This window comes from Psychrobacter sp. W2-37-MNA-CIBAN-0211 (genome assembly GCF_040309405.1).
Classification (GTDB): Bacteria; Pseudomonadota; Gammaproteobacteria; order Pseudomonadales; family Moraxellaceae; genus Psychrobacter; species Psychrobacter glaciei.
Window position 1 is genome coordinate 1 of sequence record NZ_JBEOOU010000017.1, and the last position, 25,318, is coordinate 25,318.

Sequence of the window (25,318 nt, forward strand, 5' to 3'; positions counted from 1 at the left end):
AAAGGACTGAGCCCTGTACAATACAGAGCTCAGTCCTATCTTTAATTAAACCGTCCAAGTTTCGGGGGTCAGTTCATAAGCGGTGGTTTTTTTATACGTCAAACCTAGTATTTGCTTATACTTAGTATTTGCTTATATTGGTACGCACTAAAAAGCGCAAAATCCCGCTATGTAAAGATTGCTTTGTCAGCATGCTTTTAGCCGTCTATAATGGGGTTTTTATCTATTGAGAGTAAGCGTGAATTCTGTCGAAGTGACGTTAGCACTTGGTTCATCTGAAAAGCCTGATTCCTCTAAAAATCATAAGTCATCTGGATTGGCCACCATTGCCGCAATTGCCACACCGCTTGGGCGCGGTGGTGTTGGGGTTATTCGTCTGTCAGGTGCGCGTGCTTATGACATTGCCTGTCAGCTCACTGGTAAGTCTGTTTTTGTCCCGCGTATGGCCAGCTTTTGCCGTTTTTATCAAGAGGATGGCACGACCATTGATGAAGGCTTAGTGTTGTACTTTAAGGGGCCGCACTCATTTACTGGTGAAGATGTGATTGAGCTGCAAGGGCATGGCGGCATGATTTTGCAAAATCAGCTGCTAGCACGGGTGTTTGAATTGGGCGCAAAACAAGCCAGTGCAGGGGAGTTTTCTTACCGCGCTTTTGACAACGATAAGCTGGATTTGGTACAAGCAGAGGCTATCGCTGATGCGATTGATGCGACCAGTGCTGCCGCTGCCAGTAGTGCTATACGCTCGCTAAGTGGTGAGTTTTCACAAAAAATTAATGAATTGCTTGAGCAGCTTATTCATCTGCGTTTACATGTTGAAGCCGCCATTGATTTCCCCGATGAAGAAGATGTTGATTTTTTATCCGATGGCGTTATACAGGCCAATCTTGAGAACACGCAACACAAGATACAGCAAGTACTGTCGACCGCAAAACAAGGTCAGCTATTACGCGATGGTATTCACGTGGTATTGGCAGGCAGACCAAATGCTGGCAAATCGAGCTTGCTGAACCGTCTAGCAGGACAAGAGCGCGCTATCGTCACTGATGTCGCAGGTACGACACGCGATACGCTACAAGAGACCGTGGTACTGAATGGCTTGACGCTGCACCTAACCGATACAGCTGGCCTACGTGAGACGGAAGACACCGTAGAGCGTATTGGCATTGAGCGCGCGCGTACCGCTATTACGCAAGCTGATATGTTAATGATGGTCTACGACGTGACTCGCGACCTTGAAGAAGAAAGTACGCCACTACAGCTGGCTGAGCAGTTATTTGGCAAGCTACCAGAAGCTAAGCGATTATTGATTATTGCCAATAAAAGCGATTTACTAAACGGTTTGAGTGACGAGGATGCCATGTCCGCTTCACAGATTGAAATAAAGAATCGTGGTTATGAACAAGTTAATGTTTCATGTGAAACAGGCGCTGGTATCGATACATTGGTCGAAGCGTTGTGTGCTAAAGTGGGTTTCCATCCGCCCGAAAACAGTCTCATCGCCCGCACGCGGCATTTAGATGCACTCAGACGCACAGCAGACTATTTGGCAGAAGCACACGAACAATTAACCGTCTTTCAGGCAGGTGAGCTGGTGGCTGAAAGCTTACGTCAAGCTCAGCAAAGCTTGGCTGAGATTACTGGTGAGTTCAGTGCCGATGATCTACTGGGTAAAATTTTTGGCAGCTTTTGTATTGGCAAGTAGCTTTTTTAAGCCAGCATAATTAATGGCTTTGTTGAGCCGCGCGATTAAATCGTCGATGTTGCCGCCTTTAATATTAAGACAAGGAAAGTAGTATGCATTGCCCGTATTGTAATGCGTCAGAGACCAAGGTGATTGATTCACGGCTGGCGGCAGAAGGTGCGCAAGTCCGTCGCCGCCGTTCCTGTAATAGTTGCCAAGAGCGTTTTACCACGTTTGAGATGGTAGAAGTGGTAATGCCAAGAATTATCAAATCAAGCGGTAAAATTGAGCCTTACGACAATGAAAAGCTGCGCCGCTCTATACTATTGCCGCTACAGAAGCGTCCCATCACCATTGATGAGCAGGAGGCAATGATTAGCCGGATAGAGAAGCGCGTACGGCAAATGGGTGAGCGTGAAATTAGCAGCAAGGTCTTGGGCGAGATTATTATGAGCGAGCTTAAAACGCTTGATGATGTCGCTTATGTACGCTTTGCCAGTGTTTACCGTGACTTTCAAGACATTGATGCTTTTCATCAAGAAATCGCTAACATCCGCCCCACCGAAAAAACTGACGATAACGTTAAGTAGGGTCTGTTGAACATTCAAATATTAGGACTGCTGATCGCTAAAATCGCATCAAACTAGGCGTAAACTGATGATAATGTCGAGACCTTAGCTAGGTTTACAACAACGTTTGGGGTGATTTTAGCATCAGCCTTTCAGGGCAGGGCTATTTTTTGCCAATACATGGCGAAATTGTCTACCCTAGAATGACTAGGCGTCAAAAATTTCACTGCGTATTGTCTAAAAAATAGCCACTGCCAGTTCCACATTTGAATGTTCAACAGACCCTAGTCTTTATTAGCTACTTTCTTATTAAGTGTGACCTCTTTATGACGCTCTCAAATCATCAACTTTCAAACCATGAACAAAATGCTCAAGACCAGTATTTTATGATACTTGCTATCGAGCAGGGTAAGCGAGGTCTCTATACTACGAGGCCCAATCCAGCGGTAGGATGCGTTATTGTTCAGGCAGAGTCTATTGTCGGTCAAGGCTTTCATCCGAAAGCGGGGGAGCCACATGCCGAGGTGTTTGCCCTGAAAGAAGCAGGTACGCGAGCAGTAGGGGCAACTGCTTATGTAACCTTGGAGCCGTGTAGTCATACAGGACGTACGCCACCTTGTGCGCTTGCGCTGATCGCTGCAGACGTTAAGCGAGTAGTGATTGCAGGTCTAGATCCCAATCCACAAGTTGCTGGACGCGGTGTACGTTTACTAGAAGAGGCGGGGATTGACGTCACTATTGGTGTATTAACGCAGCAAGCAGAGGCCTTAAACCGCGGATTTTTGAAAGCAATGCGCACTCAGATGCCTTATGTTCGCCTTAAGATTGCTACCAGTCTTGACGGTCGTACCGCGATGGCGACAGGGGAGTCAAAGTGGATTACAGGCCCTGCTGCTCGAGAAGACGTGCAAAATCTGCGAGCCCGTAGTGGGGCGATTATCACGGGTAGCGAAACCGTTATCGCTGATGACCCACAGCTGAATGTACGCTCAACTCAATTGGGCGTACTATCTGAGCAAGTTCCCGCTCCCAAGGTTGTCGTGCTCGATAGACGTCAGCGCTTAGCGCACAGCTTACAGTCTGATTATCAGTTATGCCGTCTACCGGATACGATTTATTGGCACGAAGATAACTTAATGGCATTATTAAAGAATTTAGTCAGCGAGCATCAGTGTTATGAAGTATTGGTTGAAGCTGGTGCGAGCGTGGCAGGCAGCTTTCTAGCCCAGCAGCTGGTCGACGAGCTTATTGTTTATCAAGCGCCTTGTTTATTAGGAGCACAGGCTCGCCCAATGGTTGACTTTAATCCACTATCGTTGGCGCAGCAGCTGCGTTTTGATATCGATAGTTATGAAAAAATTGGCGCTGATCTAAAACTGACCTTACTGCCTTTATGACTCGGTTCTCCATCACTGATCTGCTCACAATATGCGTTAGATGTGTGCGGAATGTGGATAAATCAGTAAATCTATTAATGGTTTCACATGGAACTGTGCATAACTTTGTTTCACATGAAACAGAAAAGTCTATTTTTATGAATAATATTAATATATATGTATAAAAATCAATGGTTTATAGTTTAATGCGAAAGCTTTTAGATTTTTAAACCGACCATGATTTTCTGTGGATAACTTGGTGAAAATACAGGTTTTTAATAACATAAGGGTTGATTTACTATGACTTATCCACAACTTATCCCCTATTACGCTTAAAATAGGTGTGTTTCACTTAAAAGTTAAGGCAAGCAAACGCTGCCATCAATATTGATAAATGCTAATACGTTGTCTATGACGACAATATAATAATGAGATGAGGTTGATATGTTTACCGGAATTATAGAAAGTGTCGGAAAGGTTAAATCCATGCAGCCTACGGGCGGTGATGTACGCTTGACGATAGAGTCTGATGGTTTAGACTTCAGTGATGTGAAACTGGGTGACTCTATTGCTTCTAATGGTATTTGTTTGACGGTTGTAGATTTTGGCAGCAATCATTACTCGGTTGATGTCTCACGTGAAACAATTGCGCATACAGCGTTAGAAGATCTAAAGCCAGGTCATATCGTTAATTTAGAGAAGGCGATGTTGCCAACCACACGTTTTGGTGGTCACATTGTCGCGGGTCATGTGGATGGTGTCGGCGTCGTGCGTAAGTTGCAAAAAGACGCGCGTTCTATCTATATTGAGATCGAGATACCGCAAGAGTTGGCGCATTATACAGCCACCAAAGGTTCTATTACCTTTGATGGCATTAGCCTCACCACGAACTTGGTACGCGATAATATCGTCTCGTTAAATATCATCCCGCACACCGCACAAGTCACCAATATTGCTCAGCATTGGCTGGTAGGTGATAAGGTTAATGTTGAAGTGGATATCGTCGCGCGCTATTTAGAGCGGCTGTTAACCAAGTCACAAACTGACAGTAAGACAGCGCACAATACACCAAGTAATATCACTGAGACTTTCTTGGCTGATAATGGCTTTATGAGATAGTAAGTAAAAATAGTAAGTAGGGTTTTTCAGCATATCCTTTATATTTACTAAGGCGTGCCCTCATTTTGATAATGATAAAAATGAGGGCACGCCTTAATTTTTAATAAGGCTCTGTAACACTGTTTGCAGCTTATTTTTATTGATAGGCTTGGTCAAAAATTCATCCATCCCTACGGCAAAGCAAGCGTCACGATCTTCTGTCGAATTGTTTGCCGTCAGCGCCACAATAGGAATATCATTTCCTTGTGCACGAATGGCCTGAGTCGCTTGTAAGCCGTCCATAACCGGCATTCGGCAGTCCATCAAAATAAGCGCAATCTCTTTATGCTGCGCTTGCAATTGACTCAACGCCTGCTGACCATCTTCTGCGACCACCGTACGATAGCCAAGCTTGGTTAATATCTTACAAGCTATTTTTTGATTGGTTGGACTGTCTTCTACCACTAAAATAAGCGGCACTGCGATCGCATCGTTGACAGTATCTGTGATCGCGTTATCTGCCTCTGTTACTAGTGTGCCATTTTCTTTATTCACTTTTTGGATTGGTGCGAATGTCTGTCTGGCTGGAAGGGTTAAGCGCAGCAGCTCAGATAACAATAAAGCACTGTCTAAAGGTTTGGCCAAAAAACCATCACATTGATCTAACAGTACAGAGGAGATACGGCGCTCAGGCTTCATGCTCAGCAGTATTTTAGGCATCGAGATAGTGGCCAGTAATTGGCTTAAGGCCTTACGCCGGTTATGACTGATTGTTTTATCGTCTCCTTCTGCTGGTTTAGGAAATACGATAGTGTTGCTCTCATAATATTCATAATCTAGTAGCAGAATGGGTGCCAGTGTTTGCGCATTCTCGGAGAGCTGTTTCGTTAACTGCCTAATGGTCGCACTATTGATCGAGGTATGAATAGTGGCTGGTATGGATAGATAGTCGCACAAACGTTGCAAATGTTCCGCACCCAGCGTTTGATTCATCACTGCAACCAGATGAATATGAGTCAATTGTTCATGAAAACGATAGACTGGCTGATAGTTTGGACGATGACAAGGCAGGTATAGATCAATGCTGACACCTTCGTCGGCGGTGCTATTTGACTCAATAAAGCCGCCCAATAATTGTGCAAAGCTGTTCACCGTATTGAGTTCTAAAATTGCTTCAATAGAGGGCTGCTGTATAGGATAGTTGGTTGGGTTGTTTGCTTGATTGATATAAGTAAAATGCTGTGCTTGCTGCTGCGATGGGTTGCTCGTCCCAGCACTTTGTAGGCTAAACTTCACCCAGTTATGCGGATTTTTTGTTGTGCTGTCTTCGCGGATAGCCAGCACCTCATTCTTGGTGGCTGGTGGTAAAGGGTTGTCGGTAATGGCTTCAATCGTCAGAGAAACAGAGCCTGCAAGAGTGGATGTAATAGTAATGTCTAATAAATTTAGTAAAATCTGGCACAAGCGTTTGTGATCCGTATTGATATAACGCGGGCAGCTGGGGGCAAAAAAGTAATGCAGCTCGAGCCCTTGTCGTCGAGTATCATCTGTGACTAAGTCATTGACATGTTGTCCCAGTTTGTAGATGTCGACAGACTCAATCCTAAGACGGGTTTTCTTGACGTCGAACTCTCCTACACCCAGCATGTCATTGAGACTTGTCAGCATAGAGTCGCTCGACCTCATTAGCGTCTGTAACACTGCATTCTGCTGCACAGAAAAAATCTTGGGATTCAGGGTTTCAAGAGTGTCGATCATAGTCTCTATTGGTCTATGCAACTCATGATATATAGCGGGTTTGAGCCCATTAAATTCGTCGATTTTTCCTTGTAGCTGTTGGTTTTGTTGTTGTAGATGCGCGTTCTGATGGATGATTTCATTGACATTATTAAGCAGCACTGTAAAGCCATGCACTTGTCCGTGCTCACCAAACCAAGGGGTAATGTGCAACTGATAGGCTTGTTGATTCTCTAGACCGTGAACGTTTAGAGTACGGGTGACATACAAGTTAGAGAGTTTTTGTAGTAGTAGCTGGGTGGGTTCATCGTCAGCCGAGACAAAATCCGTCAATTGATAGTTGGTATCGCTTTGAAATGGGGTGGCAAATATCTGCTCAAAACGTTGATTGAAAAAGCTGATCTGACCGTGACGCATGATCATGACCATCGGTAGCGGTGCTTGCTCAACCAAACGCTCAAGACGATGTTGCAGGGTTTGTATACGTCGGTGGTTACTATGGAGTTGGTAACTGATACGACTGAGCGCATGACCTAGGCGCAAAAACTCAGCCGTAGAATTTTTGTTAATAAACGGTGGCGGCAGATAAGCGTCTTTCGCCTTGCTACTTAAGTTATCGGTATAAGCTATCAGCTGTTGCCAGTTACTTTGGCGATTTAATGTATAGAGTAACGCCATGATGAAGAACATGATCGCCGTCATTAGCGGTAGCCAATAGCGATAGGATATCCAGTCTATCTCAAGTGGTTTGTGGCGTAATATGATATAGAGTTTGTGACCACTCTCAAGCTCAATGGTTCCTGTTAAATTACTAGAGTTGAGCTTATAGGCACTATAATTATTGCTATCAGAAGGCAGTGAAGTAAGGACATTAGGGAAGGTGACGGTGGTAAATGCACGCTCATTAGGACGGACATAGCGATGAATATGAGTCTGCCCAGATGGCATCATAGAAATAATCTGATAACTAACACCTGCAAAAGAAGGCTCGGTCAATATTTCTTGAAGGTCAGAGTTTAGAGGTTCTGCATGTTCAGTAACGGCATGCTGCAATGACTCAAACGTGTCTATACTCTGCTGATGATTATGCGTGTTTAGGTCATCAAACTGCGCGAAGTAATACAGTGACAACATGGCCAGCAGTGTCAATGTATAAAAGAGCAGCAAACGCTGTAAAGACTGAAACTGTTGCATGAAAGCCTGACCCTATATCGGAACGATAAAATACAATTATGATGCGTCTGTCACCAATCTGATAAATGCGCGACACTTGTTATGGGTCTGTTCTATCTTGATAAGTCGCTTAGCTCAATTAATAAGTCGCTTGACTCACTATAAATGATGACACGCCCTAGTGTTGTTACTAGTGACAAACGAGAGATAATTGAATAGAAAATTCACTACGTGTCAATAATGAGTTCCCGTAGTACGAATACAAAGACTTCCTATATATAAACCTCTTCATAAAAGGGTGTTAAAAAGAGATCGTGATGGGCTTTATTGCTATTATAAAGATAAATGGCCTTATTAGTAACGCTGGATTGACACTATTACAATCATGGCACAACGTCGTAAACTCACCTATAATGGGCACATCAATCATATATTATAATGCATGACTATGAACACAATTGCTTCCACCTCTGATCTGTCTATGGATTCTACTAAACCTCAGCAAAATCCCATTCTTGGTGCTCAGCAGGGTACTAGCCCTTTAAGGCTAGTATTTGCTGGGACGCCTGAGTTTGCAGCGATTAGCCTAGAGGCTTTGATTCGCCAACAAGAATCCCTGAATATAGAGATTGTCGCGGTGTACACTCAGCCTGATCGCAAAGCAGGTCGCGGACAAAAACTCTCAGCTTCTGCTGTCAAGCAAGTGGCATTAGCCAATGATATCGCTGTAGAGCAACCGCTCACCTTTAAAAAATCCAGCACCGAAGGCATGGCGGCGCGGCAGACCTTGCGTACTTATCAGCCAGACGTGATGATTGTCGCCGCTTATGGCTTGATATTGCCTATTGGTGTATTGGACACGCCTACTTATGGTTGCCTAAATATTCACGCTTCATTATTACCACGCTGGCGCGGTGCTGCACCGATTCATCGTGCACTCTTGGCCGGAGATGATGAGACAGGCATTACTATTATGCAGATGGACAAAGGTCTTGACACGGGCGACATGCTTTATAAAGTCAGTGCTAGTATTGAGCCTACTGATACGGCCGCCAGTTTGCATGATAAGATGGCTGAACTTGGTTCGACGGCCATTGGCACTGTGCTAAAAGACTTGGTACATTACCAAAAACAGGCTGTATCTCAGGATGACAGCCAAGCCAACTATGCTGAAAAACTGGTCAAAACGGAAGGCGAAATCGACTGGACGCAATCCGCTACTGAGATTGAACGAAAAATTCGTGGACTGACCCCATGGCCAGGTGCTTATACTTTCTTGGCAGGGCAACGCGTCAAAGTATTGGCTAGCTTGCCTGTGAACCGCTCACAGCAAACCAATGAGCCTGTTGGCACTGTTATCAGTGTCGGACGCAAAGCGATTTTAGTCGCTTGTGGCAAAGAGAGCGAAGCTGAATCATCAGCCACTACTTTAGCCATTACTCACTTACAGTTTGCCGGTGGTAAGCCGATGACCGCTGAGAAAATTTGCCATGGCAACCAATTAAATGATGGCGATCAATTTACGACAGAATCAAAATAGCTTTTACTTATATTCAACCTACTTGCACAAGACGCTATCGACCATACGTCAAGGAAATAAAATTTAATGAGACAAACCAGCACTGCGCCAAGAAACAATAAGCTCAAACCGTCAAGCAACCTTATCATGAATGGCAGTGTGCGCGTGCGCGTGATTCGTACTTTGCTCGCTATTCAAAACGGTCAGTCGCTCTCAAGCGTCCTTGATCCATTATTGAATAGTTTGCATGATGGTGACAAAGGCTTCGCCCATGCGCTATTGCTCACGACATTGCGTCAATGGCATGCGCTGGCACGTTTGCTCGATACTTTAGCAGACAACCCTATCGATGAAGTTGAGGTGCGCACCACCATTCAAGTAGGCTTAGTACAGTTGCTGTATTTAGAGGTGGCTGATCATGCCGCGATTCATGAAACCGTTGAAGCGGCAAAAGAGATAGAGTTCGCTCATTCAACTGGTTTGGTGAATGCTATTTTGCGTAAAGTCGCTAAGAATCCAAGCAAATTTCGTAAGAAGTGCGATAAAAAACACAGCCTGCCGAATTGGCTCGCTTATCAGCTTAAGCAAGATTGGAGCGAGCAGTATGATGAGCTGACACAAGGCTTGCGCCAACCAGCACCGATGTTTTTACGAGTAAACTCGGCGGTTACTTCGGTAGAGGATTATCAGCAAGCACTCGATGGGGCAGAAATTGATGCAGACATCGTTGAGCTAACGACTGGTTTTAAGATAGCGAATTCGTCAGAGTCTGCCACTCCTACAACGCTATCAACCAAAGGTCTCCGGCTACATCAAAGCACTGCCGTTAACGCTTTGCCTGAGTTTGCTTTAGGGGTTGCTAGCGTCCAAGACATGCATGCACAACTTGCTGCACCGATTATTAATAAAGCATTGATGGCTAAGCTTAGCGCTGAAAATAACAGCGCTGAAAGTGCGAATACTGACAACGACAGTGCTGAAAGTAATAATAATGAGCTACACATTTTAGATGCATGTGCGGCACCTGGTGGCAAGCTGGCTCACTGGTTAGAACTTATAAGCGCTAATGACGAATCATCATTGTTTCACGTGAAACAAGATGATGCTGAAACGTCGCCTGAGACAGCTAATATCAAGGTAACGGCTATCGATAATGAAGCACCACGTATCGAGCGTATTCGCGAGAATTTACAGCGCTTAAATTTAAGTCAGCATGATTTGCAGCAAGCAGATAACAGCATCGCATTGAACATCGTCTGTGCAGATGCAACCAGATGGCAGCATGGAAAAAATAAAAAAGCAGCTACCAATGAACCCGTATTTGATGCGATATTATTGGATTCTCCTTGTACTGCGACTGGCGTGATTCGTCGTCATCCTGATATCAGTATCCTGCGTACCGAAGAAGACATCGAGCAAACGGCACTGCTACAAGCAGACATCTTGCACAATCTATGGCCACAACTCAAAGCTGGTGGTTATCTGCTGTATGTGACATGTTCTATCTTAAAGCAAGAGAACGTCGAGCAAATGCAGGACTTTATCACGCATCATAATGATGCGGTAGCGATTGAGTTTACCGAAGATTGCAGCTGGGGTATCGAACAAGCGATTGGTCGTCAGTGCTTACCGATTGATAGCGCAAGCGGTGATGGGTTTTATTACGCCTTGCTTCATAAAACTGCTGAATAAACCGTTTTTAATATTGAATAACCTCATTATAGACAGGACAATCTAATGAAATATATCAGTACCCGTGGTCAGATAGCGCCGATGGATTTTAGTGATGTGCTTTTGATGGGTCTTGCCCCAGATGGTGGGTTGATGCTGCCTGAGCATTATCCGAATATCGATAGGGCTGTACTCGATGAATGGCGTACGCTTAGCTACCCACAGCTTGCGATGGCGATTATGCAGCGCTTTGCCACTGATATTCCTGTGGCTGATTTGCAAGACCTCATTGAGCGTACTTATACCGCGGAAGTATTTGGTAGTGAAGAGATTGTTCCTGTCCGTAAGCTTGAAGATAACTTATATATTCTAGGATTATCAAACGGCCCGACACTAGCGTTCAAAGATGTTGCCATGCAGTTCTTGGGCAATGCCTTTGAGTATGTGCTGAAAAGAAAAGATGCGCGTATTACTATCATTGGTGCGACCAGTGGTGATACGGGTAGTGCGGCAGAATATGCACTTCGCGGTAAAGAAAACATCGAAGTCTTTATGTTATCACCACATGGCAAAATGAGCGAGTTCCAGCGCGCGCAGATGTATAGCTTGACTGATGATAATATCCATAATATCGCTATCGAGGGTATGTTTGATGATTGCCAAGATATCGTCAAGGCATTGCAGCAAGATGCTGAGTTTAAAGCGGCTTATAATCTAGGTACGGTAAACTCTATCAATTGGGGTCGTATCCTTGCGCAAATCGTTTATTACTTTAAAGCTTACTTTGCCGTCACGACGAGCAATGATGAAAAAGTTAGCTTTAGTGTGCCATCAGGTAACTTCGGTAATATCTGTGCTGGTCACATTGCCCGCGAAATGGGTTTGCCAATTGACCGTTTGATTGTCGCTACCAATGAAAACGACGTGCTAAATGACTTCTTTAACCAAGGTGCTTATCAGCCGCGCCCGACTGAAAAAACTTACATTACCTCAAGCCCATCGATGGATATCTCCAAAGCCTCTAACTTTGAGCGTTTTGTTTATTTACTACTAGAAAAAGACAGCGCGCGCGTTCATGAGTTGTTTGAAGGGGTGAAATCTGGTCAAGGTTTTGACTTATCTGACTTGATGGATGCGGTCAACAGCCGTTACGGCTTTGCTGCTGGCAAGTCTACCCATAACGACCGCCTGCAAACCATCAAAACGCTTTATGAGCAGCATGGTGAATTGGTTGATCCGCATACTGCTGACGGTATCAAGGTCGCCAAAGAGCTACAGTTAGACGGTGAAATCATTGTCTGTGCGGAGACAGCGTTACCCGTCAAATTTGCTGACACGATCGTTGAAGCGATTGGGCCAATAGACATCGCTCGCCCAGCTCATACTGAAGGCTTGGAGAGCTTACCACAGCACGTGGTGGTGCTAGATAATGACGCTGAGCAAGTCGCTGAGCAAATTCGCCAGCATGTCAGACCAAATCCAGCCTAAATCAAAGCTGGACTTGTTATTAGCTTTGTTCAACCATTAAACAAGCGTCCACATAAAAGTTACGCCATTGTAATAAAGTGTTTATGATTGTGTTATGGTAGATATAATTGTAATATTGGAAACAGCGTCGGCGACTCATCATTTTGCTAGACGCTTTTTTAGCAATCACACCAGCCAATTACACTGAACAGCTGCCCTATAGGCGTTATGATAACCGTACTGTTAAGTCCTTTTATGCTCTTAATTACTTGTCATTAATTTTAATAATGCTCAAAGATTAAGATTAAATCAAGGGTCTAAATAGTATTAATTGTGGCGACAACAGCGGTACATATTGTGGATATAACAATGAAGATGAGCTTAAAAACGATAGCAAAAGCCCTGTTGATCACGACATTTAGTAGTGCGATGCTAATGAATGCTGCCCACGCTAACAATCCAGCACCAACTATTAAAGCGGATGCGCCCAACCGCTATACGGTCAAAAAAGGCGATACATTGTGGGACATCTCAGGACGCTATCTAGACAGTCCATGGCGCTGGAAAGAAATTTGGGCGACCAATAAGCAAATCAAAAACCCCAATCTTATTTATCCCAACGACATTCTTATCTTATGTGTGATTCAAGGTAAAACTTTGATTGGTGTCGATACGGGTGAGGGCTGTGCTGGGATTGAAAAACAATTGACCGGTACTGCAGTTGCCACCTCGGTCACAGTCACGTCGACGGCGAATAGCATTTCACCTATTCCATGGTCTGCTATCCAGCATTGGCTAGATAAAACCATCATCGTTAATCCAGCAGATTTTAATACCACACCTTATATATTAGCGTCTAAAAAAGGCAACTTAATCACGGCAAGCGGTGATAAAGTCTATGCCAAAGGCGTACCACTTATCGTTGGTCAGCGTTATGGTATCTACCGTGAAGGTGAGATGTATGTCGAGCCAAAGACTCAGCAAGTCATCGGACTTGAAGTGACCCAAGTCGCGACTGGATTGGTTACGTCTACAGAAACCAATGGCGTTACCAGTTTGCAACTTACCGACAGCTACGGCAAAGAAGTCCGTGAAGGTGATCGCGTTTTTGTTGAGTTAAACAACTCTATCCCGCCCGTATTTTACCCAACGCCTGCAACGGTTAGCCGCGGCGGTATGATTGTCCGTGTCATGGACTCAATCAGTTCAGCGGCGAAGGGCAGTGTGGTCGCGATTAATTTGGGCAGCGCAGAGGGTGCCAAACCCGGCGATGTGTTGACTGTCTATCAAAAAGGGGCGTTGGTACGAGATACCAAAGATAATGATGCCTCTGTACGCTTGCCAAGTGAGCAGAGCGGTATGGTGATGGTGTTCAATACTTTTGACCATATCAGCTACGCTTATGTGCTTGATTCTGAGCTACCGCTCAATGTGGGTGATCAATTACTACCTCCCCCTTATCTATAAACCAGACTTCTTAAGTCAGTTGAATCCGTAAATGCGAGTCAGACCATTATGACGGCAGTTTCTCCAGTATTACCCGACGAGCAGCGTGCAATATTGGCGCTGTGGACCGAGGTGAATGCGTCATTATCGGCTTATCATAAACTTATTACCTCTTTTGGTACGGCGGAGCTTGCTTGGCAAGCCAAAGCAGAAGCATGGCGTCAGTTGGGTATTCACCATACGCATCTTGCCCGCCATGAACAGCCAGCACAAACACAAGCCAGTATCGATAAAATTCAGCAAGCGCTCAACGAGGGACGCTACGGTCTGCTATTTGCCGATCAGCCTGATTATCCTGCCCAACTCTTACAAATCTATGATCCACCGCCATTATTGTTTTATCGTGGTAATCATGCACGCCTGCATCAAGCACAAATCGCTGTCGTCGGCAGTCGAAAACCCACCGCCCATGCCCAAAAAATCACTTTCGATATGGCACAGTATTTGGCGCAAGCTGGTTATATCATCACCAGTGGTCTTGCCATGGGGGTAGATAAGCGTGCGCATTTGGGTGCGCTGGCTCAGACAGATACTGAGTATCAAGGTCGAACGATTGGAGTCATGGGTACAGGGATTGATGTCAATTATCCCAATCATCATGATAAGTTATTTACTCAAATCATCGATCAAGGTGGCTGTATTATCAGCGAGCTGTTACCACACACGCAGCCGCATAAGCATACGTTTCCACGCCGGAATCGTTTGGTTGCTGGATTAAGCTTGGCGACCATAGTGACGGAAGCCACGATTCAAAGCGGCTCACTGATTACCGCGCGCCTAACCTCGGAGCAAGGCAAGCAAGTTTTTGCGATTCCCAGTCATATTGACAATAGCAATGCTGAAGGCTGTCACCATTTGATACGTGAAGGCGCGACGCTGATTTATCATCCGCAGCAAGTAATCGAGGATGTAAATGGTCAGCTGGATTATGACAATAATGGCTATCGACCAGCACAACAGACAGCCAAGGCCAATCATAAGCTATCGAATAGTCATCAACCTTCTCATGCCGCAGAGGCAGACTCTTTGGCAACGACGAGCCAATCGACACCGTCTAACATCAAATCCCCTAAAAGCGCTATCGTCGTCCCTGAGCATTTAACGCTGGTCTATGAGCAGCTTGATTGGCATGGACAAGATTTAGACGCGCTGTTGGTCAGTACCAAGCTTGACACACCGCAGCTGATTGGGCAGTTAATGGAGCTTGAGTTACTGGGCGTTATCAGCGTGCAAGGTGGGCGTTATTTACGCGTTTAAAGTCGTACTTTCTCTACTTTTATGTTTTTTCACTTATTAATTTTAAGTGATTGAATACGGTACAATTTCATAAATATAGTCAGTGAAAAGTAATATCGAACCATCACGCACTGCGGATATCAGTTTTTCTTGCTTGCTGTGCCTGCGCAGACAGAGACTACAAAAAATGGATATCAGCAACACTGTCGCGTTTTTAGAATATTTTGACTATATTTGGATTTGGCTCACTTAGTCAGCTTCTCTCCTATGTTATTATTAATGCTTAAACTCCTACCTTTTCGAAGCCTTCAAGCCATGAAAAAATCCGCATCCTTTACTACTGATTCTGTCGCTCAAGCTGCTACGTGGCTAAAAGAAGGGCAGCTGCTTGCGTATCCCACCGAAAGCGTTTGGGGTATCGGTTGTGATGCTTACGATGAGATAGCCGTTCAGCGCATTTTGGATATCAAACAACGGCCACAAGCCAAGGGTATGATTGTCGTTACTGACAGTGCTGAGCGTTTAATGCCTTTACTAGAGCCTTTAGAAGACAGTCAGCGCCAACACATTATCAAGAGTTGGCAGGCAGATAGCGACAATATAGAGCTGCAATGCAAGCAAGCGCATACTTGGTTGTTACCCATTCCGCAGGCTTTAACGACAGTGATACCTTCTTGGATTACGGGGCAGCATCAAACAGTGGCAGTTAGAGTTATTGCCCATCCTATGGTTCGTCAATTGTGCCAACAATTGGTCGACGTTCAAAACCCCTTTGGGCTATTAGTTTCTACAAGTTGTAATCCATCAGGGCAACTGCCTGCTATGACTTTCACTGATGCATATGGGTATTTTGGTGAGCAAATCAGCTACTTGCAGGCTGACACTCTAGGCTATACCTTGCCTAGTCAAATTCGTGATGCAACGACAGGATTAATTATTCGCTAAACAAATTACAGTTATTTAAAGATTGATACTTATATCTATTTCACTATTGACAGAAATAAAAGAATGGCGCAAGATAAGTTAATCTAATTGTATAAAAAATTAAGTGAATGGCTCTTATGAAACTAAATCCTGTGACCGAAAAATTTATCTTACATTGGGGTGAAATGGGTTCTCAGTGGGGCGTTAATCGCACCATGTCACAGATACATGCATTATTATTTATCATTGGCAAGCCACTAAATGCTGAAGAAATCACTGATACACTTGGCGTCGCGCGCTCTAACGTTTCAAACAGTATTAAAGAGTTGCAGCATTGGGGCTTAGTACAAAAGATTTCGATATTGGGTGACCGTCGTGACCACTTTACGACCAATACCGATGTTTGGGAGTTGGCACGTATTATTGTCGTTGAGCGTCAGAAGCGTGAGCTTGAGCCAACAGTGCAGTTTTTACAAGAGCTCATGGACAGCCCTGAATTTGAACATGAAAATAATGAGGTAAAGTCACGTATCCGTGATACCCAAGAATTCGTCAGTACCCTAACCACTTGGTCATCTGAGATGCTTAAGCTGCCCACAAGCATCCTCAAAAAAGTCCTGAAACTGGGCGCTAGTATTAAAAAGGTTTTGCGTTAACAGTAAGCTGTATGATTTAAAATAAAAAATTTGAGATATTATTTCTGTTTTGACAGAAATATATGTAATAGGTATAAATACTAGCTAAGTTTAAGTGACACGAGCTTGAGTAAAAGTAGCAGCAATAAGAAACAGCAACGACAAATGGATGTGTAAAATGACAGTCAATCAAACACACGCTAATAAAGAGCAAGCCATTAAAAAGGCTATCGCTGCAGTCGAGTGGCAAGACTTGCGCCAATTAACGCGCGGTCAAATCGCTTATAACGTTATTTTGCCTTATCCATTTTTGTTGTTGTCTTGGTGGTTCGCCAGTCAATCATTGTATGTACTAGCATGCGGCGCTTCTTATTTGTTTTTTGCTGCTGCATTCCGCCAAGCGCACGATGGCTATCATCATAGCTTAGGGACAGGTAAGCGTACGACCACCGCGATATTACTATTGCTTAGCGTGCTATTAATGACCAGCTTACATAGCATTCGAGCTACTCACATGGCGCATCATCGTGACCCATTGGGTGACAGTGATATTGAAGGCAGTCTAGCAAAAGTGTCATGGTGGCAAGCGCTACTCGGCGGGATAACTTATCGGCTCGATATTTATCATCAAGGACTGCGTCTAAGCCGCCGTCGCAATCAAAAACTGGCTTGGTTAGAATTTGGCTTGATTGCTTTAGTCGTCTTGGTTGCCTTCGTACTGACCGTATTTACTGTCGCTGTTCCTGCTCTGACCATGTTAGCGCAAGTATTGATATACCACATATTGACCATGATGTTGGCCAATGCCAGCGTTGGTATCATTGCTGTGTGGGGCGTGCACCACGATTGTGATGAGACAATCGCTCGCACTGAGCGTAACCAAGTAGTCAACTTGCTGACCTTTAATTTACTCTATCACGTAGAGCATCATCTATTCCCTGCCGTCCCATCCAACCATTTACCTGAACTTGCCAAGCGTTTGGATACGGCTGCGCCACACCTGACCAAAGCACATGTATTGCCTAATATGGCCGCTGTAATGGAGTTTATAGATGATTCTTCGAATAAATTAAAAGAAAAACATCAAAATAGTAATGATAGTGAGTGTCCTATCCGTAAGCGTTTTGCCTAATAAGTAGGCTAAATAAAATCAAGATACTTATCCACCAATTATCCACAGTAGTTTCATTGGCTTTGCCAACGCCGTATTTATACTCAATTAACGACGAATGTTAATAGGATAAATATCATGAAAACGAATAACAATGTAAGTGCTTACCCTTACCTATCAGTGATTATTTTGTTTGCAGGGCTTGGCAGCATAGTTGGTGGGTTGATTGCAGAACTGGGTTTATTGTTTATTTTTAGGAATGCGGATTTTGCGCAGATTGGTTATCAGCCATTGCTATATGTCGGTCTGCTCGGTTTTATTCCTGCTTTATTAACAGGCATTATTGTCGCTACTCAACAGATATGGCGCGGTGATCATAAGAGTCTACGAACGACATTTTTAGTTGGGTTCGTAACATCAGCAGGTTATATGGGTGCAATCACCCTATATTTAGGCATAAACTCATTGATAGAGGTTGGCGTGCTACTGGCCTTTATGATTGGTATAGGACTATTTGGCGCTATCAATTCAGCCATCGCTGGCTGCATTGCTTTACCAAAAGCATGTAAAAGTCGTTTTGATATAAAGGTTAAAAAAGAAGACGATGACTATAACGGATTAAGTTTTACTAAACGATAAGCGAAAAATATAAGGAACAGGACATGAATATTTTAATCAGTGGTGGCTCAGGATTTTTAGGCAGTGCCTTTAGCGATGAGATTATGGCGCGTTACCGTGCCCAAGATCAAGCGCTGCATATTACTTGGCTGACGCGTGATAGCAGCCAAGCACATCCGAATGATATCAATATGATGACTTATGATGAGTTGGCGAGTTCGGATAAAAGCTTTGATGTTATTTTAAACCTAGCAGGGGCAGGTATTGCTGACTCACGTTGGAGTGATGCGCGCAAAGAGCAATTGCTCGCCAGCCGTATTAAACCTACCGAATCCTTATTGGCATTTATTAAGCGTACCAGTATTAAGCCCAAGCTAATGGTCAGCGGTTCAGCGATTGGTTGGTATGGCACACAAGGTGACAAACCTCTTACCGAAAGCAGTGGTTTTGAAACCGATTTTGCTCATCGATTATGTGATGAATGGGAGCAGCTAGCATTGACAGCAACCGAATATAGCGTGCCCGTGGCTATCGTGCGTACTGGGGTGGTTATCCATCCTGATGGCGGTATGCTCGGTAAACTATTAACCCCGTTTAAGATGGGCGTCGGTGGACAATTGGGTGATGGTCAGCAAATCATGAGTTGGGTCAGCCGTGAGGACTGGATAGGGGCAGCGATATTTATCATTGAGCAGCACCTTGCTAGTCATGCGGGCAGTCAAACCACGCATGAGAATACCCTACAGACTACAAATGATACGACAGCGGTGGTGTATAACCTAACGGCACCCAATCCTGTAAATAATCATACTTTTACCAAAACACTGGGGTCATGGTTACACCGTCCGACGTTTTTTACTTTACCAAATTTCTTACTCAAGCTGATATTTGGTGAGATGTCGACGCTACTCATAGATGGACAAAAGGTATTGCCGCAAGCATTACAGAGCGCAGGTTATGAGTTCCAGCAGCCAACGCTAAAGCAGGCGCTAGAAGGACAGAAGTCATAAATAATCATTAAGGTTGTTTCATGTGAAACGTAATTCTTTATTATAGGGTGCTTTGTTTCATGTGAAACAAAATAGAGGTTTTTATGAGTGACATTGAGTTTAGTACAGTCAAAGCACCTAGCTATCCTAAAGGTAAGGTAATAGGGATTTATGGTTTGCTAGGTGGAGCGATAGGTGGTTTTATTGTCTTCTTATATATGCTTGTAATTGACGGTAATATTTTTAGGCAAGAGTTAACAGATATTTTCAAAATGCTATTAGCTTCTATTGTAGGCGGATTCTTTTTTGGTTTACTCCCTACGTTAGTAGCTGGATTAACTATATGTAAGTTGAAGATAGTATTTGATTCCATACTAAAAATAGTACCGTTATTCTTCATTGGATTTTTTAGTACTTTTATATTTTCAGTTTGGATTATAGCAACAGATGTTTTTTTAGAGAAAATAATGTTTGGGTTGGTTTTTAGCTTGATAGGTGGTGTCAGCGCTGTGATTACAGGTCTTATCGCATTACCTAAATACAAATAAATTTATCTAAATATTTCACTTTTGACAGAAATAAAATAAATAAAACCAGACAATTAAATTGAGTGGTCGCGCCAGCAAGACAGCTACTGCTTATCACTAAGTAAGGAGAACATCATGCGTCATTCTTCGTTAGCCAATATTGAATGGCAAGATTTGTGTGAGCTCAAGCCCACTGAGACCGTTTACAATATCTTTTTATCGTTACCATTTTTATTATTGTCATGGTGGAGCGCGTGGCAGGGGTTTTGGCTACTTGCGCTGGCTGCGACGTTTTTCTTTTTTACTGCCGCACTTAGACAAGCCCATGATTGCTATCACCGCACTTTAGGTGTGAGTAAGGTCGCCACAGAGCTCATGCTATTTATGCTGAGTATCACCATGCTTTGTAGTACGCATGCCATTCGGCACACTCATCTCAATCATCATAGAGATCCGCTTGGAGACAGCGATGTCGAGGGTAACTGGGCACGCCTGCCGTGGTATCAGGCGATATTAGGCGGTGGTATTTTTTCGATTATGATTCAGTGGTTTGGTTTGACGCATGGTAGTAGCCGCAATCGCATGCTCGTTGGCTTTGATATGCTGCTTATTTTCGCAGTGATTGCCACCGCTTTTATCACGATGCATCCCGTATTGATGTATCACGTGTTGGTGATGATATTGGCGAACACGATGGTGGGGTTCTTTGCCGTATGGAGCGTCCATCATGGTTGTGATGAGGTGGTATACGCCCGCAGTGAGCGTCATCCATTGATTAATTTGCTAACCTTTAACTTGCTCTATCATATTGAGCATCATCTGTTTCCAGCGGTGCCGACCAATCATTTACCGGCACTGGCTAAGCGTTTAGATGCTACCGCTCCACAGTGGACGCAGCAACCAGTCATTCCTTTTTTAGCACCAGTCAATAAATACCAAAAATCTAGCGTGATTAATAAAACGAATAGCCTCGATGCTGAGGTATCACTCAGAAAGGAGTTGTAAGATGATTATTCAAAATCATATCAACAGTTATAGAGAGCAAGCACATTTATCCATCACCATGTATTACGATGATGCTTGCGTCATATGCAGTACCGAGGCACACAATATGCAAGTGCGTCAACCAGAGAAAATACGCTTAGTTCCTGTAGAGGAGGGGCTAGATGAGTTGGCAGCTGCAGGATTTAGCCGTCAGGATGCGATGACGTATATGTGTATGAAAGACAGCTACGGCAATTGGTACACACATATGGATGCTGTACGACTGCTCTACAGGACAGGTGACGTTAAATGGTCACCGTTGTTGTTTTTGCCAGTGGTCAAAAAACTGGGCAACTTTGCTTATCCCTATGTCGCGCGCAATCGTTATCGAATTCCGAATTGGGTGACCAAGTTGCTCTATGGTAAAGCGCTGATGCAAGCTTGTGAAAATGGCGTTTGTAAAATAGCCCCAGATAAACGTTAAAGGGCTTTTACTGGCTACTATTTGGTTTTGTGGCAACAGCACTTTAGAGGTAAAGCATATGAAGTTTTCGTGAAAAAAAAGACGCTATGTTCAGAGCATTCAGCTTTTAACGTAAGATAGCATCCTCTTTATCTGATGAGACCTTATTATGTGGTTCTTTATCATTTTCACTCAGTTGCTAGCTGTTATGACCAGCGTTCTTATTTACTGGCTTGTAAAGCCAAAAACTACGTCTGCTAAAATCGCGCTGATAGCTGCTGTCTTTATTATTAATAATGTGGCTCTCATTTATGGTTTGACTGAGTTTTGGGGTGAGCGCTTTCATGTCTATCTGGTCGTTAGTATTTTACAAGGTTTTATGCTTTATGCTGGTGTGATAACCGCTACGGTGGCGCTACTCGTTTATCGACTCTTTAAACGAAAATCTCGTCCAATACTCTTGCGCGCCTTTGCCATTACGACTTATATAGCCATTGTTAGCTTAGCCGTATTTAATGCTTACTCACCCGTCGTACATCGTCTAACAGTCACTATAGATAAGCCACTGGATAAGCCAATGGATATCGCGCTTGTCTCTGATACGCATCTGGGTAGATGGTTTGGCAATCGACAGATAAAGAAAATGGTAAACCTTATCGATGCGCAACATCCCGATGTCGTGGTTATCGCTGGTGACATTATGAATGACAATACCATTGCTTACGATAATACGAATATGCATGAGCAGTTATCAAAGCTAAAGGCACCGCTTGGTGTCTATGCGACTTTAGGCAATCACGATTATTTCGGTTATGACCAACAGATCACACAGGCGGTGGAAGAGGCTGGCATCAAAGCGCTTGATAATGAGAGTGTGTTATTAAATGACTCGGTGTGGCTGGTGGGGCGCTCAGATGATATTGATCGTACCAGACTGTCAGCTGATGAGTTATTGACACAAGTACAGACAGACAAACCGGTGATATTTTTGGAGCATCGTCCTAGCGCGATGGATGAGGTCAGCGCCCTGCCAGTCGATTTGCATCTGTCTGGGCATACCCATGGCGGGCAGATATTCCCGTTAACGATATTGATGGATTGGTTGACACCGCTAAACTATGGCAGCAAAAAAATAGCCGATACGCAGTTTTTGGTGACCTCTGGTTATGGCATCGGCCCAGTACCTTTTAGACTGGGTACGCGTTCTGAGATTTGGATAATTACGTTGCAGTCTGGTGTATGAGCCATTTAAATAAACAGTGTTACCCTAATGATAAAGCCTCTACCATATCTAAATGGTAGAGGCTTTTATTTGCTGTTAGGCTGGCTAATAGCTACTTTGCTTGTCTGGTTAGCTAAAAATATACTGCATTGACGCCATCATACTCAGGGATTCTTTATGCGCTACGCATTTTTCATTACCATTTTTGCGCTATTGCAGCTGTTTAGTTTCGGCGCAGCTCTAAGCGTGCAATGGTGGTTACAGCCTTGGCAGACAGCAGGTTTGCAAACTTCGGTATGGGTTATCATATTCATTATTACCAACGGTTTGCTGCTACTCAGTGTCAATAGAGCATTTGCCAATAGCTATCGCTGGATCAGTGGTTGGATGTTGGCCATGCACTTTATGCTATTGACGGCTTTAGTTACCAGCCTGTTTTATGGTTGCTATTGGTTAATCACATCGCTAACTGTTAATGTGCTGGCTACACCGGCTACCGTCGATTTTGGGTTGCGCATATTGGCATTGGCAGTGTTTATCGGGTTGTTTGTTTATGCCCTATATAGCGCTTATGCGCCTGTGGTACGTGAGTTATCTATTGATATTGATAAGCCTTTGGCCAAGCCGCTACGTATTGCGGTCGCTAGCGATTTGCATATTGGGAGATTGTTTGGCATTGGCGCAATAGATAAGCTGCATCGTCTTATTGTGCAGCATAAAGCAGACATATTGCTGATGCCAGGCGATATCATGGATGACAATACACAGGCATTTACCAAATATAAAATGGCAGAAAACTTGGCTGAGTTATGCAAAAGCTTGCCTTATGGGGTCTATGCGACTTTAGGCAATCATGATTTATACGGGCACGAGCAGCCGATTGTCCAAGCGTTGCGTGCTGCTGGCGTGCAGTTGTTAAATGACGAAGTCATACGCCTCACGCACCAAGGGCAAGCGCTTTGGCTGATGGGACGCTTCGACAATCATAAGCGTCAGCGCGTCCCGACGACTGATCTATTGGCGCAGGTCAATAGCGCTGAGCCGCTGATATTGTTAGACCACAGACCAAGTGATATTACTGAGCACAGTCAAATGCCGATTGATTTGCAGCTCTCTGGGCATACTCATAACGGTCAGATATTCCCCGCCAACTTCATTGTCAGTGCCATCAACCGCTTGGGCTATGGCTATGAGGTCATCAATGACAGTCACTTTGTGGTGTCATCTGGTTACGGCTTTTGGGGCATTCCGTTTCGACTAGGCTCGCGCTCAGAGATTTGGCTCATCACCCTCACTGGTCAGTAGGTTTTGCACAAAACAAGCAAACGACTTGATAATATAGCTTGTCTGATTGCCAAGACCTTGATGGACACTCATCAAGTTAATAAAACCGTGCGGTGCGCCTAGCACTGTATAGGTTTCTACTTTAACCCCTTCTTTTTGCAAAAGCTCAGCATAAGCCAGTCCTTCATCTCGCAAGATATCTAATTCCGCAACGACGACATAGCTTGGACACAGGTGTGTGTTGTCACCCTGCATGACTGATATAAGCGGGTGGGACTGCGTTAGACCACTGTGCTGAGTGTAGGCAGTATTAAAGACGTTTGCATCGTTGTGATCGAGCAGCAAGCCTTCACCATAAAGCTCCCAACTCGGATATTCAGCCTCATAATCAGTGACAGGGTATAGCGGCAATTGGGCTAAAGGTCGCGGCAAGTCAGCCAGTGATTTTTTAAAGGTATTATTGGCTTTTTTATCAGTCTCAGTAGCTTGATTATTATCTTGCCATAATGCATCGATAGGCTTGATAACCTGCTGCGCAACCAGTGCTGCCAAGCAACCACCTGCACTATCACCAGACAATACGATGCGCGATGGCAATGCACCAAGTGACTGAGAATGTTTAGTCAGCCAAGCATACGCTGCTAGACAATCTTTAAGAGCCGTTGGCGCTGGATACTCAGGAGCCATGCGATAGTCGACACTCACGACTGCCCAGCCAGTTTGGGCACAGACCGTATGACAAAACTCGTGGTGCGTATCGATATCACCGATACAAAACCCGCCCCCATGAAAAAACAACATGGCGACTTCATCCGTACTTTTTCCCTCGTTATTCTGCTTCGACTGCTGGTAGCAGCGCACGGTCATGTCACCACCATCCGCATTGGCAATGGTCTTATCTTGCCAGCTGACGGCATTCTCTGAATTTCCTGAGGCCTCAGCATTTTGTTGCCAAACGCTAGGCGCTTGCAACGACACCGCATCTGTACCAAATTTCTGCCGTAGTTTGGGCAGCTTATCCAGTGCCAACGGGCGCTTGAGCTTATTACTGACAGCAAGTATCAGGCGCAGATGGCCGTCAGCAAGGGGATATTGCTCCGCTGTAGACGCTTTTAATTGGTGATTAAAACGTTCGAGTATCGGCGTTGGCAGATTATCCAACCCTTTTAGCGTATGGTGCAAAACATGATGCTGGTGCACATTTTTAGCGGCTGTCTTTTTTACGGTCTTAAGCGTTTTTGTCAATAAAGCATTGAGCGATGGCACTGGTAAAATAGGCATAAACCCTCTCTTGTAATCGATGTTTAAACAAAGTTAATCGGCTTTATAAGTGAACGATTAATATAGCAGTTAATCGCAAAGGTTATATTACATTCCAATCAGGTATAAAAGCTCGTCACCATAAAGTTAAGCATGGCTCGATGCCAAAAATATAATCATTTCTACCCGTTATTTATCGCAGCATTTATTGCGTTATTGACAATAATCCTTATGCTCTGCAATGATTTATCTGGCTAAAGCGAAA

The 25,318-nt window shown here is 44.2% G+C and carries 21 protein-coding genes; 19 read left to right on the forward strand and 2 right to left on the reverse strand.

What is annotated here, in order from left to right:
* The first annotated feature begins 316 nt into the window (after window positions 1-316).
* From mnmE to AAEY72_RS12920, 4 genes are all read left to right on the forward strand, one after another.
* Window positions 317-1,705, forward strand: coding sequence for a tRNA uridine-5-carboxymethylaminomethyl(34) synthesis GTPase MnmE (gene mnmE / locus AAEY72_RS12905; protein WP_352310866.1), 1,389 nt, complete (start codon window positions 317-319; stop codon window positions 1,703-1,705).
* A gap of 92 nt (window positions 1,706-1,797) precedes the next feature.
* A complete protein-coding gene (gene nrdR / locus AAEY72_RS12910; protein ID WP_010197173.1) occupies window positions 1,798-2,274 on the forward strand; it encodes a transcriptional regulator NrdR in 477 nt (158 codons plus the stop codon).
* Between the two features lie 305 nt (window positions 2,275-2,579).
* Complete coding sequence (ribD, locus tag AAEY72_RS12915; protein ID WP_352310787.1) at window positions 2,580-3,650, forward strand: bifunctional diaminohydroxyphosphoribosylaminopyrimidine deaminase/5-amino-6-(5-phosphoribosylamino)uracil reductase RibD; 1,071 nt, start codon at window positions 2,580-2,582, stop codon at window positions 3,648-3,650.
* A gap of 423 nt (window positions 3,651-4,073) precedes the next feature.
* Window positions 4,074-4,748 carry a riboflavin synthase gene (locus AAEY72_RS12920; RefSeq protein WP_352310789.1) on the forward strand — a complete coding sequence of 225 codons (675 nt, stop codon included), beginning with the start codon at window positions 4,074-4,076 and terminating at the stop codon, window positions 4,746-4,748.
* A 93-nt stretch (window positions 4,749-4,841) separates the two neighbouring features.
* Here the strand turns inward: AAEY72_RS12920 and AAEY72_RS12925 are convergent, their stop codons facing one another.
* Window positions 4,842-7,658, reverse strand: coding sequence for a response regulator (locus tag AAEY72_RS12925; RefSeq protein WP_352310790.1), 2,817 nt, complete (start codon window positions 7,656-7,658; stop codon window positions 4,842-4,844).
* A gap of 460 nt (window positions 7,659-8,118) precedes the next feature.
* Here AAEY72_RS12925 and fmt point away from each other — a divergent pair, with 460 nt between their 5' ends.
* From fmt to AAEY72_RS13000, 15 genes are all read left to right on the forward strand, one after another.
* The gene (fmt, locus tag AAEY72_RS12930; protein WP_502945380.1) at window positions 8,119-9,177 is read left to right on the forward strand and encodes a methionyl-tRNA formyltransferase; all 1,059 of its coding nucleotides are present in this window, start codon (window positions 8,119-8,121) and stop codon (window positions 9,175-9,177) included.
* A 66-nt stretch (window positions 9,178-9,243) separates the two neighbouring features.
* Entirely contained in the window at window positions 9,244-10,848 is a 1,605-nt protein-coding gene (locus AAEY72_RS12935; RefSeq protein WP_352310794.1) for a transcription antitermination factor NusB, read from the forward strand.
* Window positions 10,849-10,893: 45 nt separating this feature from the next.
* Window positions 10,894-12,315 (forward strand): threonine synthase, encoded by a 1,422-nt coding sequence (gene thrC, locus AAEY72_RS12940; RefSeq protein ID WP_352310796.1) that lies wholly within the window; start codon window positions 10,894-10,896, stop codon window positions 12,313-12,315.
* Between the two features lie 348 nt (window positions 12,316-12,663).
* Window positions 12,664-13,761, forward strand: a complete 1,098-nt coding sequence (locus tag AAEY72_RS12945; RefSeq protein ID WP_352310798.1) for a LysM peptidoglycan-binding domain-containing protein — start codon at window positions 12,664-12,666, stop codon at window positions 13,759-13,761.
* Between the two features lie 48 nt (window positions 13,762-13,809).
* Complete coding sequence (dprA, locus tag AAEY72_RS12950) at window positions 13,810-15,057, forward strand: DNA-processing protein DprA (protein WP_352310800.1); 1,248 nt, start codon at window positions 13,810-13,812, stop codon at window positions 15,055-15,057.
* A gap of 294 nt (window positions 15,058-15,351) precedes the next feature.
* Window positions 15,352-15,981 carry an L-threonylcarbamoyladenylate synthase gene (locus tag AAEY72_RS12955; RefSeq protein ID WP_352310802.1) on the forward strand — a complete coding sequence of 210 codons (630 nt, stop codon included), beginning with the start codon at window positions 15,352-15,354 and terminating at the stop codon, window positions 15,979-15,981.
* A gap of 116 nt (window positions 15,982-16,097) precedes the next feature.
* Complete coding sequence (locus AAEY72_RS12960) at window positions 16,098-16,616, forward strand: GbsR/MarR family transcriptional regulator (protein ID WP_010197184.1); 519 nt, start codon at window positions 16,098-16,100, stop codon at window positions 16,614-16,616.
* Window positions 16,617-16,773: 157 nt separating this feature from the next.
* Entirely contained in the window at window positions 16,774-17,727 is a 954-nt protein-coding gene (locus AAEY72_RS12965) for a fatty acid desaturase family protein (RefSeq protein ID WP_352310804.1), read from the forward strand.
* Window positions 17,728-17,844: 117 nt separating this feature from the next.
* Entirely contained in the window at window positions 17,845-18,345 is a 501-nt protein-coding gene (locus tag AAEY72_RS12970) for a hypothetical protein (RefSeq protein WP_352310806.1), read from the forward strand.
* A 23-nt stretch (window positions 18,346-18,368) separates the two neighbouring features.
* Window positions 18,369-19,334 carry a TIGR01777 family oxidoreductase gene (locus tag AAEY72_RS12975; protein ID WP_352310808.1) on the forward strand — a complete coding sequence of 322 codons (966 nt, stop codon included), beginning with the start codon at window positions 18,369-18,371 and terminating at the stop codon, window positions 19,332-19,334.
* A gap of 83 nt (window positions 19,335-19,417) precedes the next feature.
* Complete coding sequence (locus tag AAEY72_RS12980) at window positions 19,418-19,861, forward strand: hypothetical protein (RefSeq protein ID WP_352310810.1); 444 nt, start codon at window positions 19,418-19,420, stop codon at window positions 19,859-19,861.
* A 114-nt stretch (window positions 19,862-19,975) separates the two neighbouring features.
* Window positions 19,976-20,845, forward strand: a complete 870-nt coding sequence (locus tag AAEY72_RS12985) for a fatty acid desaturase family protein (protein ID WP_352310812.1) — start codon at window positions 19,976-19,978, stop codon at window positions 20,843-20,845.
* Between the two features lies 1 nt (window position 20,846).
* Window positions 20,847-21,308, forward strand: coding sequence for a thiol-disulfide oxidoreductase DCC family protein (locus tag AAEY72_RS12990; RefSeq protein ID WP_352310814.1), 462 nt, complete (start codon window positions 20,847-20,849; stop codon window positions 21,306-21,308).
* Window positions 21,309-21,456: 148 nt separating this feature from the next.
* Window positions 21,457-22,530 (forward strand): metallophosphoesterase, encoded by a 1,074-nt coding sequence (locus AAEY72_RS12995; RefSeq protein WP_352310816.1) that lies wholly within the window; start codon window positions 21,457-21,459, stop codon window positions 22,528-22,530.
* Window positions 22,531-22,686: 156 nt separating this feature from the next.
* The gene (locus AAEY72_RS13000) at window positions 22,687-23,814 is read left to right on the forward strand and encodes a metallophosphoesterase (protein WP_352310818.1); all 1,128 of its coding nucleotides are present in this window, start codon (window positions 22,687-22,689) and stop codon (window positions 23,812-23,814) included.
* Here the strand turns inward: AAEY72_RS13000 and AAEY72_RS13005 are convergent.
* Window positions 23,779-25,074 carry an alpha/beta hydrolase gene (locus AAEY72_RS13005; RefSeq protein ID WP_352310820.1) on the reverse strand — a complete coding sequence of 432 codons (1,296 nt, stop codon included), beginning with the start codon at window positions 25,072-25,074 and terminating at the stop codon, window positions 23,779-23,781. The genes AAEY72_RS13000 and AAEY72_RS13005 overlap by 36 nt on opposite strands.
* Window positions 25,075-25,318: the final 244 nt, after the last annotated feature.

What these genes read in the sequence shown, in the direction of transcription:
- fmt (WP_502945380.1), top strand. Translation starts at nt 8,119, where the DNA reads ATGGATTCTACTAAACCTCAGCAAAATCCCATTCTTGGTGCTCAGCAG.
- AAEY72_RS12970 (WP_352310806.1), top strand. Translation starts at nt 17,845, where the DNA reads ATGAAAACGAATAACAATGTAAGTGCTTACCCTTACCTATCAGTGATT.
- AAEY72_RS12990 (WP_352310814.1), top strand. Translation starts at nt 20,847, where the DNA reads ATGATTATTCAAAATCATATCAACAGTTATAGAGAGCAAGCACATTTA.
- AAEY72_RS12935 (WP_352310794.1), top strand. Translation starts at nt 9,244, where the DNA reads ATGAGACAAACCAGCACTGCGCCAAGAAACAATAAGCTCAAACCGTCA.
- nrdR (WP_010197173.1), top strand. Translation starts at nt 1,798, where the DNA reads ATGCATTGCCCGTATTGTAATGCGTCAGAGACCAAGGTGATTGATTCA.
- AAEY72_RS13000 (WP_352310818.1), top strand. Translation starts at nt 22,687, where the DNA reads ATGCGCTACGCATTTTTCATTACCATTTTTGCGCTATTGCAGCTGTTT.
- AAEY72_RS12945 (WP_352310798.1), top strand. Translation starts at nt 12,664, where the DNA reads ATGAAGATGAGCTTAAAAACGATAGCAAAAGCCCTGTTGATCACGACA.
- dprA (WP_352310800.1), top strand. Translation starts at nt 13,810, where the DNA reads ATGACGGCAGTTTCTCCAGTATTACCCGACGAGCAGCGTGCAATATTG.
- AAEY72_RS13005 (WP_352310820.1), bottom strand. Translation starts at nt 25,074, where the DNA reads ATGCCTATTTTACCAGTGCCATCGCTCAATGCTTTATTGACAAAAACG.
- AAEY72_RS12980 (WP_352310810.1), top strand. Translation starts at nt 19,418, where the DNA reads ATGAGTGACATTGAGTTTAGTACAGTCAAAGCACCTAGCTATCCTAAA.
- AAEY72_RS12925 (WP_352310790.1), bottom strand. Translation starts at nt 7,658, where the DNA reads ATGCAACAGTTTCAGTCTTTACAGCGTTTGCTGCTCTTTTATACATTG.
- AAEY72_RS12955 (WP_352310802.1), top strand. Translation starts at nt 15,352, where the DNA reads ATGAAAAAATCCGCATCCTTTACTACTGATTCTGTCGCTCAAGCTGCT.
- ribD (WP_352310787.1), top strand. Translation starts at nt 2,580, where the DNA reads ATGACGCTCTCAAATCATCAACTTTCAAACCATGAACAAAATGCTCAA.
- AAEY72_RS12985 (WP_352310812.1), top strand. Translation starts at nt 19,976, where the DNA reads ATGCGTCATTCTTCGTTAGCCAATATTGAATGGCAAGATTTGTGTGAG.
- AAEY72_RS12995 (WP_352310816.1), top strand. Translation starts at nt 21,457, where the DNA reads ATGTGGTTCTTTATCATTTTCACTCAGTTGCTAGCTGTTATGACCAGC.
- AAEY72_RS12960 (WP_010197184.1), top strand. Translation starts at nt 16,098, where the DNA reads ATGAAACTAAATCCTGTGACCGAAAAATTTATCTTACATTGGGGTGAA.
- AAEY72_RS12920 (WP_352310789.1), top strand. Translation starts at nt 4,074, where the DNA reads ATGTTTACCGGAATTATAGAAAGTGTCGGAAAGGTTAAATCCATGCAG.
- AAEY72_RS12965 (WP_352310804.1), top strand. Translation starts at nt 16,774, where the DNA reads ATGACAGTCAATCAAACACACGCTAATAAAGAGCAAGCCATTAAAAAG.
- thrC (WP_352310796.1), top strand. Translation starts at nt 10,894, where the DNA reads ATGAAATATATCAGTACCCGTGGTCAGATAGCGCCGATGGATTTTAGT.
- AAEY72_RS12975 (WP_352310808.1), top strand. Translation starts at nt 18,369, where the DNA reads ATGAATATTTTAATCAGTGGTGGCTCAGGATTTTTAGGCAGTGCCTTT.